The sequence below is a fragment of the Rhodanobacter sp. AS-Z3 genome (genome assembly GCF_029224025.1).
In the GTDB taxonomy this organism is placed as follows: Bacteria; Pseudomonadota; Gammaproteobacteria; order Xanthomonadales; family Rhodanobacteraceae; genus Rhodanobacter.
In genome coordinates, this window is record NZ_CP119392.1 from 2,328,362 (window position 1) to 2,341,983 (window position 13,622).

Sequence of the window (13,622 nt, forward strand, 5' to 3'; positions counted from 1 at the left end):
TGGCTCGGAGTGAAAGAAAAAGGCCCCGCATTGCGGGGCCTTTTTCATCTGCAGTGATCAGTGGCGCTGGCGATGAATGGCTCGGCTGTTGCGATTTTCAGCCTTGTTCAGGCGGTGGGTTTCGCGCTTGGTAAGGTGGCCGTTGTGCTTGGCTTCGTCGGCACTTTCGCGCTGCGCGATGTTGGCGTCGCGCGATTCATCGTGCGCGGCCTGCTTGCCGGTGATGGTGCCGTTTGCAAGGCCGGCCTGGGTACGCGCCTGCTGGTTGTCGATGCGCTGGTTCACTTCGTTGACGCGGCCGTGGCCAGGCACTTTGGCCGCCGAGGTCGACTGAGCCATCGCGGTACCGCAGGCGAGCGCGGCGGTGGCGGCCAGTGCGATCAGGCCGAAGCGGAAGGTGGAAGCTGTCTTCATGGTGGTGTCCTCTCAGGTGGAATGGATGGAGTCGAACGTTTTCTCGGTGCGACGTGGCTTCCACAGGCGGGTGCACCCGCCGGTCACGGATCTCTCCGTTGAGTCAGCTCTTGCCGGCAACCACATGCCCGGCTCGATTGACTGGTGCAGGTGGAAATAACGGGGCTGGTGACAAGGCGTTGACAGCGCCTCGTATCAACGGTTGGGTGGGATTGCTCGCTTCAGGTTCGCCTTTGAGTGCAGACGTGCATGACTTCCGGCCATGTCTGGACGGCCCAGACCAAGTCACCATGGGAGGGTGCACTGTTGAATGTGTCTCGCTGCAGTCCGTTCAATGCCCTTTCGCCGCGCTGTGCTTTGTGGCGCGCCAATCCCACATGAAAAAAGGATGGTCATGCGTAGATATCTGGTTTCCGCAATTGCCCTGGCGCTGGCCGGCGCGTCAATGACTTCGCTGGCGGCAACGCCCGCCGTTGCGGCGAAGGTCGAACTGGCCACCACGCAGCTGCCGCGCGGGGTGGTGCCAAGTCACTACGACGTGTCGATCACGCCGCATGCGGCGGCGATGAATTTCGATGGCAAGGTCACCGTGTCGTTGGAAGTCATGAAGCCGACTACCAGCATCACGGTCAATGCGATCGACATGGCTTTCTCCAAGGTCAGCCTGACTTCGCTGAAGAACCGGATGGCTTTGGGTGAGCCCAAGGTGTCGATTGATGCCGAGGCGCAGACCGCTACCTTCACGTTCGACCACAGCTTGCCGCCCGGGCCGTACCAGCTGGCCATGACCTACACGGGCAAGATCGGTACCCAGGCGAACGGCCTGTTTGCGATGGACTACGACACCGCTACCGGCAAGAAGCGTGCGCTGTACACGCAGTTCGAAAATTCCGATGCGCGCCGATTCATTCCGTCATGGGATGAACCGGCGTACAAGGCCACCTTCACGCTGGACGTGACCGTGCCCAGCGACGAGATGGCAGTGAACAACATGCCGGCGGCGTCGAAGAAGGATCTTGGCAACGGCATGACCAAGGTGACGTTCCAGCAGTCGCCAAAGATGTCCACCTACCTGCTGTTCTTCAGCCTGGGTGATTTCGACCGTGCCACCACGATGTCCGACGGCACCGAGATCGGCGTGATCACGCAGAAGGGCAAAACCGGTCAGGCGAAATTCGCGCTGGATTCGGCCAAGGCCATCCTGCACGAATACAACGATTACTTCGGCGTGCCGTATCCGCTGCCCAAGCTGGACAATATCGCCTCGCCGGGCAGCAGCCAGTTCTTCAGTGCAATGGAAAACTGGGGCGCGATCTACACCTTCGAATATTCCCTGCTGATGGATCCGGCGATCTCGACCGAGTCCGACAAGCAGCGCATCTTCAGCACTGCAGCCCATGAAATGGCGCACCAGTGGTTTGGCGACCTGGTCACCATGCGCTGGTGGGACGACCTCTGGTTGAACGAAGGTTTTGCCTCGTGGATGGAGGCACGTACCACCGACAAGCTGCATCCGGAATGGCATACCAGCCTGGATGACGTAGGCACGCGCGAAGGGGCGATGTCGCGCGACGCGGTGGCGACCACCCATCCGGTGGTGCAGCACGTGGACACCGTCGAACAGGCCAGTCAGGCCTTCGACACGATCACCTACGCCAAGGGCCAGTCGGTGATCAACATGCTCGAGGTGTACGTAGGTCCGGACAAGTGGCGTGAAGGCGTGCGCAACTACATCAAGGCACATGCGTACGGAAACACGGTGTCTGACGACCTGTGGAAGTCGGTGCAGGCTGCCGCCGGCAAGCCGGTGACCCAGATCGCGCATGACTTCACGCTGCAGCCGGGTATTCCGCTGATTCGCGTGGCCTCTTCCGCCTGCAGCAACGGCAAGACTACTTTGACCCTGACCCAGGGCGAGTTCACCAAGGATCGCCCGAACAAGACGCCGCTGCGCTGGCATGTGCCGGTCATCGCCAAGAGCATCGACAGCGGTGCCGAGGCGCGCACCGTGGTGGATGGCAAGGCAAATCTGGTCGTGTCAGGTTGTGGTCCCGTGTTGGTCAATGCCGGGCAGAGCGGCTATTACCGCACGCTGTACACGCCGGCTGAGTTCGCTGCCATCAAGGGCGAGTTCAACAAGTTGGCACCGATCGATCAGCTGGGCCTGATGGGCGAAAGCTGGGCCTTGGGCATGGCGGGTCTGCAACCGGCGTCGACCTATCTCGATCTGGCGCAGCAGGCGCAAGCGGACGCTGATCCGCAGATCTGGGCGGAAATCGCCGGCACGTTCTCCGGTCTGCACGCTTACTACCATGGTGATCAGGCGCGTCAGGATCGCTTCGATGCCTTCGCGATCAAGCGTCTCAAGCCGGTGTTCGCACGGATCGGTTGGGAAGCCAAGCCGGGTGAGGGTGATCCGACCACGATTCTGCGCACCGAAATGATCGGCGTGCTGGCCGATCTCGGCGACACCGACGTGATCAAGGAAGCGCAGCGTCGGGTGGCGGCAGCTGCAACGGATCCCGCAGCCGTGCCGACGGCCTTGCGCCGGACGATTTATGCCGTGGTGGCACGCAATGCGGATGCAGCCACCTGGGACAAACTGCATGCGATGGCCACGGCAGAGACCTCGGCACTGGTGAAGGATGGCCTCTATCAGCTGCTGGCCATCGCCAAGGACGATGCCTTGGCCCAGCGTGCGCTGGCCATGGCGATCACCGATGAGCCGGGAGCCACCAACAGCGCCGGCATGATTCGCAGCGTGGGCTACGAGCATCCGGAGATGGCATGGACGTTTGCCATGGCGCATCGAGCGGAGATCGACAAGCTGGTCGATTCCACCTCCAGCAGTCGCTATTACCCGGGTATCGGTGCCAGCTCGAATGATCCGGCGATGATCGACAAGATCCAGGCCTATGCCGATGCCCATATTGCGAAAAGTTCGCGTCGGGCGGCAGATACCGTGATTGCCGGCATCAAGTATCGTCAGATGGTGCGCAAGGAGCGACTGCCCGCCATCGACGCCTGGCTAGCCAGTAACGGCGGCTGAGTTCAACTTGGTGGTATAAAAAGGCCCCGGCGTACTGCCAGGGCTTTTTTCGTGTAGCAACGACACCTGTTTCAAGATGACTTACGGTATCGCGGGGGGACGCGGCAATTTTGCCTGCGTATCTGCACCTCACGCGGGTGGCCCGGTGCACTTCGCTGGTGTTCGCATACTTTTGAGCCAGTAGACGATGGTCGACTCTGAAAACAAGGCGGGTCCCGATAACGCGGCCTACACGACGCTGCTGGAATCGACCAAGGCCATTGCGTGGAAGATCGACTGGGCCAGCAGGCAGTTCGCGTACATCGACCGGCAGATCGAATCGGTGTTGGGCTGGGCATCCTCAAGCTGGGTGACGATGGGCGACTGGGCCAGCCGCATGCACCCACAGGATCGCGAATGGGTGCTGAAATTTTGCGTGACCCAATCCGAGGCAGGCATCGATCACGAAGCGGATTACCGAGCGTTGACCAGCGATGGCCGCTACGTGTGGATGCGCGACGTGGTGCATGTGGTACGCAACGCGGACGGCTCGGTCGATTCGTTGATTGGCTTCATGTTCGATATCAGTGAGCGCAAGGAGACCGAGCAGAAGCTGGCAAGCCTGCAGAAGCGGCTGGAAGAGCTGTCCTTCCTGGATGGTCTGACCGGTGTGGCGAATCGACGTCGCTTCGATGCGCTGATGGATCGCGAATGGATTCATTCACGACAGAGCCGGCAGCCGTTGTCCCTATTGCTGATGAATATCGACTATTTCAGGCAGTACAACGAAGGTTACGGCCACCTTGAGGGTGATGCCTGCTTGCAGCGCGTGGCAAAACTGCTGGCGTCGGTGGGTACGCGTTCGCACGATTTGCTGGCGCGCTTTGGTGGTGACGAGTTCGTGTTGTTGCTACCGGAAACCGATGTGTCAGCTGCGGGCAAATTGGCCGAGCGTTGCCGCAAGCTGATCCTCGCCGAGAAACTTCCACACCAGCATTCCGAGGTTGGTCCGATGCTGACGATCAGTGTTGGTGTGGGCACCTGTACACCCGGTTACGTTGATGAAAAGCATACTTTCATCGATGTCATCGACAAACGCTTGTGTCAGGCCAAACAGCAGGGCCGTAACCGCGTTGTCGCGGACTAGACAGAATGCATACGCCATTCCATGGAGGCACGCTGGTGAAACCCCTTATCTGCAGGATCATTCTGTTCGGAGCGCTAGCCGTTATGGTCGGCCCCGCTTTTGCGGCGGCGCCATCCTATGCCGCGGCGAAGGCGCAGGCCGATCGTGACGAGGCCTCCGTGACGAGGCTTCAGTCGCGTGATCTGCTCGCATCGCAAGGCGCGGTGATCGACCGGATCGTTCCGCAGTGCGCACAAACTGCCGGGCCCGGTGGCATGCCGCCGTTTGTCGTTGTGGTGGAGCTGGACGCGGCGGGCAAGGTGGTGATGACGTGGCGTGAAGGCGACTCCGATTTTGCCGTTTGCTTCGAAAGAAGGCTCGGCGCACTGTCGTTGATGGCGCCACCGCATGCACCGTTCTACACCTCGTTCGAGATGAGCATGTCGCACGAGCATTGATGCGCGAACGTAGTGTCCCCGATACAAGAAAAGGCCCCGCATTCGGGGCCTTTTCTTGCTGCATGTGTGAACGGTCGCGCGCGATCAGGCGTCTGCTTCTTCCTTGTAAGCATCTACCGGAATGCAGGCGCACATGATGTTCTTGTCGCCGTAGACGTTATCGACACGCGAGACCGGCGGCCAGTATTTCTGCAGCTTCAGACTTGCCAGCGGGAAGGCGGCCAGTTCACGCGGATAGGCGTGGGTCCATTCGCTGCCACTGACCATGGTGGCAGTATGCGGGGCGTGCTTCAGCGGGTTGTCCTCGCGGTCCAGTTTGCCTTCTTCGACGGCGCGGATCTCGTCGCGGATCTGGATCATCGCATCGATGAAACGATCCAGCTCGACCTGCGATTCACTCTCGGTCGGTTCCACCATCAAGGTGCCGGAGACCGGGAAGCTCAGCGTCGGCGCGTGGAAGCCGAAGTCGATCAGCCGCTTGGCCACGTCCTCGGCACCGATGCCGGTGGCGTCCTTGAGCGGGCGCAGGTCGAGAATGCACTCGTGCGCGACCAGTCCGTTGCGACCGGTGTACAAGGTCGGGTAATGCGGTTCCAGCCGCTTGGCCACGTAGTTCGCGTTGAGCAACGCCACTTGTGTGGCTTTGCGCAGGCCTTGCTGGCCCATCATGGTGATGTACATCCAGCTGATCGGCAGGATGCTGGCACTGCCGAAGCTGGCAGCGCTGACCATGCCGACAGGGCTGTCCTCGCCAAGCTTTCTTGGCAGGAACGGGGCAAGGTGCGACTTCACCGCGCAGGGACCGACGCCCGGGCCGCCACCGCCGTGCGGGATGCAGAAGGTCTTGTGCAGGTTCAGGTGCGACACGTCCGAGCCCCACTTGCCGGGCTTGGCCACCCCGACCAGCGCGTTCATGTTGGCGCCGTCGGTATACACCTGGCCGCCGTGCTCATGGACGATCTTGCAGATCTCCACCACGTCTTCCTCGAACACGCCGTGGGTGGACGGGTAGGTGATCATCAACGCGGCAAGACGATCCGAATGCTTCTCGGCGGCGCGGCGGATGTCCTCGACATCGACGTTGCCGTTGGCGTCGCACTTGGTCACCACCACGCTCATGCCGCACAAATGCGCGGAGGCTGGGTTGGTGCCGTGGGCGGATTCGGGGATCAGGCAGATGTCGCGCTGCGACTGACCGTTGGCACGGTGATAGGCGCGGATCGCCAGCAGACCGGCGTATTCGCCCTGCGCGCCGGAGTTTGGCTGCAGACTCACCGCGTCGTAGCCGGTGCATTCCACCAGCATGGCTTCCAGCCCGTCGATCAGTTCCTTGTAACCCAGGGCCTGTGCAGCGGGTGCCAGCGGATGCATGTTGGCAAATTCTGGCCAGGTCACCGGGATCATCTCGGCGGTGGCATTGAGCTTCATCGTGCACGAGCCCAGCGGGATCATCGTGCGATCCATCGCCAGGTCCTTGTCGGCCAGCGCGCGCATGTAGCGCAGCAGGTCGTGCTCGCTGTGATGGGTGTTGAATACCGGATGGGTGAGGAAGTCGCTTCCGCGAACCAGCGTGGGAGGCAGGGCGTCAGCGGTGCTGGCGTCGAGCGCATCGATATCGCTGATGCTGGCACCGAACAATGCGGCCAGTGCAATCAGGTCGGCGCGTGTGGTGGATTCATCGAGGCTGATGCTGAGGCTGCCTGCATCGATCCGACGCAGGTTGATCCGTGCCTGGTCTGCCTTCGCGTGCAGGGCCGCAGCATCCACACCAGTGACATGCAAGGTATCGAAGAAACCGTCGCCTACGGTGATACCGGCCTGACGCAGCGAGCTGGCGAGGATCGCGGCCAGCCGGTGCGTGCGACGGGCGATCCGGGTCAGTCCCTGTGGACCGTGGTAGACCGCATACATCGAGGCCATGACGGCCAGCAACACCTGCGCCGTGCAGATGTTGGAAGTTGCCTTCTCGCGACGGATGTGTTGCTCGCGGGTCTGCAAGGTCAGGCGGTAGGCCGCCTTGCCCTCAGTATCGATCGACACGCCGATGAGACGGCCCGGCATCGAGCGCTTATACGCATCGCGGCAGGCCATGAAGGCCGCATGCGGGCCACCGAAACCGAACGGCACGCCGAAGCGCTGCGAGTTGCCGACCACGATATCCGCGCCCCATTCGCCCGGTGCGGCGATCAGGGTCAGCGCGAGCAGGTCGGTGGCCACTGAGACCAGCCCGCCACGCGCATGCACGACGTCAGCGATGGCCTTGTAATCGTTGATGCTGCCGAAGGTGTCCGGGTACTGCAGCAGCACACCGAATGCGTCGGTGCCGGCAGCGTCGCTATCCGCGCCAACTACCAGTTCGATGCCCAGCGGCTCGGCGCGCGTGCGCACCACTTCCAGCGTCTGCGGATGCACGCCGCTGGAAACAAAGAATACGTTCGACTTCGACTTGCACGAGCGCTTGGCGAGGGTCATCGCCTCGGCCGCAGCTGACGCTTCGTCCAGCAACGATGCGTTGGCGATTTCCATGCCGGTGAGGTCGGCACACATGGTCTGGAAGTTGATCAGCGCTTCCATGCGACCCTGCGAAATTTCCGCTTGATACGGCGTATACGCGGTGTACCAGGCCGGGTTTTCGAGAATGTTGCGCAGGATGACGTTCGGCGTCAGCGTGCCGTAATAGCCCTGTCCGATGAAGCTGCGGAACACCTGATTCTTGTCGGCAATCGCGCGGATCTTGGCCAGCGCTTCCTCTTCGGTGATCGCTTCGGGCAAGGCCAGCGGCGCGGCAGATTTGATCGAGGCCGGCACGATCGCGTCGGTCATCGACTCCAGCGATTCGTGACCCACCACGCGCAGCATCTGGGCTATCTCGGCATCGTCCGGGCCGATGTGGCGATCAATGAACGCGCCGTGGTTTTCAAGGTCACGCAGGGAAACTTTGGGGCTGTGGCTCATGACTGGGCATCCGGAAATGGCCGATGAAGGCCGAGCGTGCCGTACCGCACGCGGGTGCCCCTCTGTCCTTTTGCCTGAGAGTTTGGAAGCGTGAGACGTGCGCTTCGTGCCCCTTCGGCGGCGGATTCAACCGCTCTCTCCAGAGTGTTCACGCATGGTGGTATGGGGGCCTGAGCGATTACGGGCGTTGCGTCTTCGGCAGCGGACTGGTCAATGACCGTCCGCTTCTCCCACCATGCGTTTACCGCAGCGATTATACAGGGGGAACGGCTGTCGTTGCTGCTGACCAGGGTGCCATTGAAGGGGCGGCACGACGCGGCGCTATGCTGGATCTGCAGCAACCAACCGCCGGGAGTTCAGGTGATTCAGATTGGCGAGATCGACCATGTGGTATTGCGCGCCATCGACAGCGAAGCGATGCAGTGCTTTTATTGCGAGGTGCTGGGCTGCCGCGAGGAGCGCCGCCAGGAGGATATCGGTCTGGTGCAATTGCGCGCCGGACGTTCGCTGATTGATCTGGTTGCCATCGACAGCCCGCTGGGACGGCACGGCGGCGCCGCACCGGGGACGGAAGGCCACAACATGGATCATCTGTGCCTGCGTGTGGAAAACTACGACGAGGCGGCGATCCTGGCCCATTTGCAGGCGCACGGTGTACGCATCGGCGAACTTGGCTCGCGCTATGGCGCCCAAGGCGAAGGCCCGTCGATCTACCTGTACGACCCGCAGGGCAACATGATCGAGCTGAAGGGCCCGCCCGTCGTCTGAGAAGTCGGCGGGCAGTCCCCGCCCTACGACGCGACCGTGCAAAGCGGGCAAGGGCGGTGAGCCTTCCTGACTTTAATCAAACCCGGAAAAGACGAAGGCCCGCATTGCTACCGGCCTTCCTGACTTTAATCAAACTCTGAAAAGACGAAGGCCCGCATTGCTGCGGGCCTTCGTTTACAATTGGTGCCCAGGAGAGGACTCGAACCTCCACGGAGTTGCCCCCGCTAGCACCTGAAGCTAGTGCGTCTACCAATTCCGCCACCTGGGCAGGTGTCACGTTGCTCAACGAGCTGCGTGAGCCGCGTAATTTAGGCATCTGCCAGCGGCTTGTCAACACTTTTTCACAACCATCTATCGCGACGTGGCATTCTCCGCGTCGCAAACATCCAAAGGATACTGAGTGACCAGAAAAACTCCCCCCAAGTCCGGCCAGTCGCAGGACTCACGCCCCGCCAAGAAAACCGCCAGCCGCGCAGCGCGTGGCGCCGCACCGTCGGACAAGCGCAACAAGGCCGCTGCAGGCGCCGTGCGCGATCCCCATGCCGATCGCGAGGCGCAGCGTTATGCGCGCCCGATTCCCAGCCGCGAGGCGATTCTCGCCTTGCTGGAGGATCGTGGCGAACTGCTGACCGAGGCGCGCATCGCCGAAGCCTTGCAGATCGACGAGGAAACCGACCTTGAAGCCTTGCGCAAGCGCCTCGGCGCGATGGTGCGCGATGGCCAGTTGCTGCTGGGCCGTCGCGGTGGCTATGCGCCAACGCAGAAACTCGACCTGATCGCCGGCCGCGTGCTGGCCAATGCTGAAGGCTACGGCTTCCTGCGGCCGGACGAGGGCGGCGATGATCTCTACCTGTCGCCGCAGCAGATGCGCGCAGTGATGCATGGTGATCGCGTGCTGGCCAGCGTGGTCGGTATCGATCGCCGTGGTCGCAAGCAGGGTGCGATTGCCGAAGTGCTGGAGCGTCGCTCGCCGCGCCTGGTTGGCCGCGTGGTGATCGATGACGGCGTGACCTTGGTGACGCCGGATGACCGTCGTCTCAATCACGACGTGATGATCAAGCCGGGCACGGAGCAGGGCGCGACGTCCGGTCAGATCGTGGTGGTCGAGATCACCGCGCCGCCCACCGCACAGCGGGGTCCGGTCGGCGAAATCCGCGCCGTACTTGGTGAACGTCTGCAGCCGTCGCTGGTGGTGGAAATGGCAATTGCCAGCCACGACTTGCCGCACGAATGGCCGGCTGAAGTGTTGCGTGACGCGGCCCAGGTGGAGTCGGTAGTGACCGCCGCCGAGCGCGAGGGTCGCACCGATATCCGCAAGCTGCCGCTGGTCACCATTGACGGGGCCGACGCACGCGACTTCGATGACGCGGTGTATGCCGAACCGAAACGGGGCGGGGGCTGGCGCCTGATCGTGGCAATTGCCGACGTCTCGCATTACGTGCAGGTTGGCAACGCGCTGGATCGCGAAGCCTACGAGCGCAGCACATCGACCTATTTTCCCGGTTTCGTCGTACCGATGCTGCCGGAGACGCTGTCCAACGGCATCTGCTCGTTGATGCCGAAAGTTGAACGGATGTGCATGGTCTGCGACATGCTGGTCGATGCCGAAGGCAACGTGACCAAGTCGAAGTTCTACGACGCGGTGATGCTTTCGCATGCGCGGCTTACCTATGACAAGGTCTGGCAGGCCGTGGGTTTGCGCGAGAAAGACGCGCGCAACGAAGTGGCCGACGTGCTGCCGCAGCTGGAGAACCTGCACGCGCTGTACAAGGCGATGGCTGGCCAGCGCAAGCGTCGCGGTGCGATCGACTTCGAGACGCCGGAAGTGAAGTTCCGTCTCGACCAGACCGGCAGCGTGGAGTCGATGGGCGCCACCGAGCGCAACGACGCGCACAAGCTGATCGAGGAATGCATGATCGCTGCCAATGTGCAGGCAGCGCTGTTCCTGGAAAAGAAGAAGATCCCCGCGTTGTTCCGCGCACACGAGCCGCCGCCGGCGGAGAAGTACGAAGACCTGCAGCAGTTCCTGCGCGAGTTCAAACTCAGCATGCCGCCGGTGGATCGGGTCACCCCCGGCGATTTCGCCGAAGTGTTGCGCATGGTGCACGACCGCCCCGAGCGCGAACTGATCCAGAACGTGCTGTTGCGTTCGCAAAGCATGGCCGCGTACCAACCGGATAACCGCGGCCACTTTGGTTTGGCGCTTGAGGCTTACGCGCACTTCACCTCGCCGATTCGTCGTTATCCCGACCTGCTGGTACATCGGGCGATCCGCTTCGCACTCACGGGTCGCAAGGTCGTCGAGTACACCTACACACCGGCCGAGATGGCCGCGATGGCGGTGCATTGCTCCCAACGTGAGCGCCGTGCCGAAGAAGCCGAGCGCGACGTGGACGAGCGTTTCAAGTGCGCGTGGATGGAAAAACACATCGGCAGCGAGTTCGACGGCGTGGTCACCGGGGTCACCTCGTTTGGCCTGTTCGTGGAGCTGGACGAATCGAAGGTATCCGGCCTGGTTCATATCAGCCAGCTGGCCAACGACTATTACCACTTCGATGCGACGCGCAAGCTGCTGAAGGGCGAGCGCACCGGTGCGCAGTTCCGTCTCGGCGACCACGTGCGCATCCAGGTTCTGCGCGCGAGCCTGGAGGATCGCAAGATCGACTTCCGCTTGGTTTCGCCACGCAGCGCGGCCACGCCGCCGACGGTTAGCGGCAAGGCGTACGACTATGCATCCAGCGGCGAGCGTTATTCGCTGCCGAAGAAAGCCGCTGCCAAGGAAAAAGCGCCGGGCATGTTTGGGCGTGCCGCCAAGGCGATCGGTCGCGCGTTCGGTCGCAAGGAAGCTGAAGTCGTCGCGCCGGCGCCTGCGCCTGCACCTGCACCACGCAAGGCAGCGGTAAGCGATAATCCGCCGTCGCGTTTGCCATCCTCACGCGATGAGCAACGCCCGAGCCGCAAGGCGAAGGCGTCGTCTTCCCGCGGCCCGCGCAACGAGACGTCTTCCCAGCGTGGCCCGGCACCTGTTGCCGCGCCGGCAACGAAGAAGAGTCCGCGGCGTCGTCCGAAACCGAAAGGCAAGTCATGAGTGAGAGCTGGATCGTCGGGATCAACCCGGTCGAAGGTGCGCTGAGCAACGATGCCGAGCGCGTGCGCGAAGTGCTGGTCGAAAATGGCCAGCGCAATGCACGCGTGCTGGAGCTGGCCGAGCATGCGAAGAAATTGAATATCCCGGTGCTCCATCGGCCGCGCGAAGAGCTGGACAAGCATGCCGGCGAAGCGCGTCACCAGGGCATCGTGGCACGTTACGAGGCGGCGCCCGCCGCGCACGAGAATGATCTGGCCGGCCTGCTTGAACGCGACGGCAGCGACGCGTTGGTGCTGGTGCTCGACGGCGTCACCGATCCGCACAACCTCGGCGCCTGCCTGCGTAGTGCAGCGGCGGCCAAGGTCACCGCCGTGATCGTGCCCAAGGATCGCGCGGTCGGACTGACCCCCGTGGTACGTCGTGCTTCGGCGGGCGGCGCCGATCGGGTGCCGCTGATTGCGGTAACCAACCTCGCACGCACGCTGCGTGAACTGAAGGATGCTGGTGTGTGGATCACCGGCCTGGCCGGCGATACCGATACCACAGTCTACGGCGTCGACTTCAAAGGGCCGGTGGCCATCGTGTTGGGTAGTGAGGGCGAAGGCATTCGTCGTCTCACTCGCGAGCTGTGTGATTTCGTGGCAAAAATTCCGATGCCCGGCGTGATGGAAAGCCTCAACGTGTCGGTCGCCACCGGCGTCGTGCTGTTCGAGGCGTTGCGTCAGCGGAGTGCGAAATGATGAGCCTGTTCTGGTACGACTGGGCCGGCTATGTCGGCGTTCTTTTCATCTTGCTGGCGTACTTTCTGCTGCAGGCACGCAAGTTGCCTGGACACAGCCTGATCTACCAGCTGTTGAATGTGTTTGGCGCGTTTGGCGTATTGCTGTCGCTGATCTTCAGCAAGAACTCCATGAACTGGCCGGCGTTTTTCATGGAGCTGGCTTGGATTGTGATTGGCGTTTACGGGATCGTGCGCGGGGTGATCAGGCGGCGCGATCCGGGTGATCAGCAGGGCACCCATTCCTCGGTCTGAAACGCATACGAAAAAGCCTTGCCGGGTTCATTCGGCAAGGCTTGAATGCTCAACCGTGAGGGTGGCTTTTGCTCAGCGCGCACTCAGCCCGTCATGCGCCTGCTCCAGCAGTTCCAGCTGGCGCCAGCGGTTGACCACGCTGCAAAACAACTGCGCGGTGCGCTCGGTGTCGTAGACCGCTGAATGCGCCTCGCGGCCGTCGAACTCGAGTCCGGCAGCGAGCACGGCCTTGCTCAGCACGGTTTGCCCGTAGGCCAGGCCCCCGAAACTGACCGTGTCAAAGCAACTGAACGGGTGGAACGGGTTGCGCTTGTGCCCGGTGCGCCGCACCGCCTGGTTGAGAAAGCCGAGGTCGAACGCGGCGTTGTGGCCGACCAGAATGGCCCGTTGGCAACCCGCGTCGCGCACCGCATCCCGCACGACCTGGAAGATGTGATCCAGCGCCAGCTTTTCGGCGAGTGCGCCACGCAGTGGATTGGTCGGATCGATGCCGGTGATTTCCAGCGAGCGCGGATCAAGGTTCGCCCCGGGGAATGGTTCGACGTGTGTCGATACCGTAGGCAGCAGATGCAAAAATCCACCTTCGTCCATCGCCAGCGGAATCGCGGCAATTTCCAGCAGGGCGTCGTGTTCGGCGTCGAAACCGCCGGTTTCGACATCCACCACTACAGGCAGGAAGCCGCGAAACCGGTCGGCCATGCGGGGCGAATTGCTATTGCTCGGTGTATCCATCGGCGAAGCATATCAGCCGG

10 protein-coding genes, 1 tRNA gene and 1 riboswitch are annotated in these 13,622 nt (G+C 62.3%); of the genes, 7 read left to right on the top strand and 4 right to left on the bottom strand.

Going from position 1 to position 13,622, the window contains the following annotated elements; genetic code table 11:
- Positions 1 to 57: 57 nt before the first annotated feature.
- Positions 58 to 414 (bottom strand): hypothetical protein, encoded by a 357-nt coding sequence (locus tag PY254_RS10275; RefSeq protein WP_281011955.1) that lies wholly within the window; start codon positions 412 to 414, stop codon positions 58 to 60.
- Between the two features lie 394 nt (positions 415 to 808).
- Here PY254_RS10275 and PY254_RS10280 point away from each other — a divergent pair, with 394 nt between their 5' ends.
- The 3 genes from PY254_RS10280 to PY254_RS10290 all read left to right on the top strand — a co-directional run bounded on the left by PY254_RS10280 (position 809) and on the right by PY254_RS10290 (position 5,026).
- Positions 809 to 3,463, top strand: coding sequence for a M1 family metallopeptidase (locus tag PY254_RS10280; protein ID WP_281011956.1), 2,655 nt, complete (start codon positions 809 to 811; stop codon positions 3,461 to 3,463).
- A 187-nt stretch (positions 3,464 to 3,650) separates the two neighbouring features.
- Positions 3,651 to 4,589 carry a GGDEF domain-containing protein gene (locus tag PY254_RS10285; RefSeq protein WP_281011957.1) on the top strand — a complete coding sequence of 313 codons (939 nt, stop codon included), beginning with the start codon at positions 3,651 to 3,653 and terminating at the stop codon, positions 4,587 to 4,589.
- Positions 4,590 to 4,747: 158 nt separating this feature from the next.
- Complete coding sequence (locus PY254_RS10290; protein ID WP_281011958.1) at positions 4,748 to 5,026, top strand: hypothetical protein; 279 nt, start codon at positions 4,748 to 4,750, stop codon at positions 5,024 to 5,026.
- A gap of 84 nt (positions 5,027 to 5,110) precedes the next feature.
- Here the strand turns inward: PY254_RS10290 and gcvP are convergent, their stop codons facing one another.
- Positions 5,111 to 7,981 carry an aminomethyl-transferring glycine dehydrogenase gene (gcvP, locus tag PY254_RS10295; protein WP_281011959.1) on the bottom strand — a complete coding sequence of 957 codons (2,871 nt, stop codon included), beginning with the start codon at positions 7,979 to 7,981 and terminating at the stop codon, positions 5,111 to 5,113.
- Between the two features lie 52 nt (positions 7,982 to 8,033).
- Positions 8,034 to 8,134, bottom strand: a riboswitch (glycine riboswitch).
- A gap of 207 nt (positions 8,135 to 8,341) precedes the next feature.
- Here gcvP and PY254_RS10300 point away from each other — a divergent pair.
- On the top strand, positions 8,342 to 8,749 hold the full coding sequence (locus PY254_RS10300; protein ID WP_281015202.1) for a VOC family protein: 408 nt from the start codon (positions 8,342 to 8,344) through the stop codon (positions 8,747 to 8,749).
- A 181-nt stretch (positions 8,750 to 8,930) separates the two neighbouring features.
- On the opposite strand, the gene PY254_RS10305 is transcribed toward PY254_RS10300, so the two are convergent.
- Positions 8,931 to 9,017 (bottom strand) — tRNA-Leu (locus tag PY254_RS10305).
- A 258-nt stretch (positions 9,018 to 9,275) separates the two neighbouring features.
- Here PY254_RS10305 and rnr point away from each other — a divergent pair.
- The 3 genes from rnr to PY254_RS10320 are packed head-to-tail and all read left to right on the top strand — an operon-like array spanning position 9,276 to position 12,870.
- Positions 9,276 to 11,837, top strand: a complete 2,562-nt coding sequence (gene rnr, locus PY254_RS10310; protein ID WP_281015203.1) for a ribonuclease R — start codon at positions 9,276 to 9,278, stop codon at positions 11,835 to 11,837.
- The gene (gene rlmB, locus PY254_RS10315) at positions 11,834 to 12,577 is read left to right on the top strand and encodes a 23S rRNA (guanosine(2251)-2'-O)-methyltransferase RlmB (RefSeq protein WP_281011960.1); all 744 of its coding nucleotides are present in this window, start codon (positions 11,834 to 11,836) and stop codon (positions 12,575 to 12,577) included. The genes rnr and rlmB overlap by 4 nt, the downstream gene beginning before the upstream one ends.
- Positions 12,574 to 12,870: a CBU_0592 family membrane protein gene (locus PY254_RS10320; RefSeq protein WP_345781808.1), complete on the top strand. Its 297-nt coding sequence runs from the start codon at positions 12,574 to 12,576 to the stop codon at positions 12,868 to 12,870. The genes rlmB and PY254_RS10320 overlap by 4 nt, the downstream gene beginning before the upstream one ends.
- 72 nt (positions 12,871 to 12,942) lie before the next feature.
- Here PY254_RS10320 and rnt read toward each other — a convergent pair whose 3' ends face one another.
- Complete coding sequence (rnt, locus tag PY254_RS10325) at positions 12,943 to 13,602, bottom strand: ribonuclease T (RefSeq protein ID WP_281011961.1); 660 nt, start codon at positions 13,600 to 13,602, stop codon at positions 12,943 to 12,945.
- Between the last annotated feature and the right edge of the window lie 20 nt (positions 13,603 to 13,622).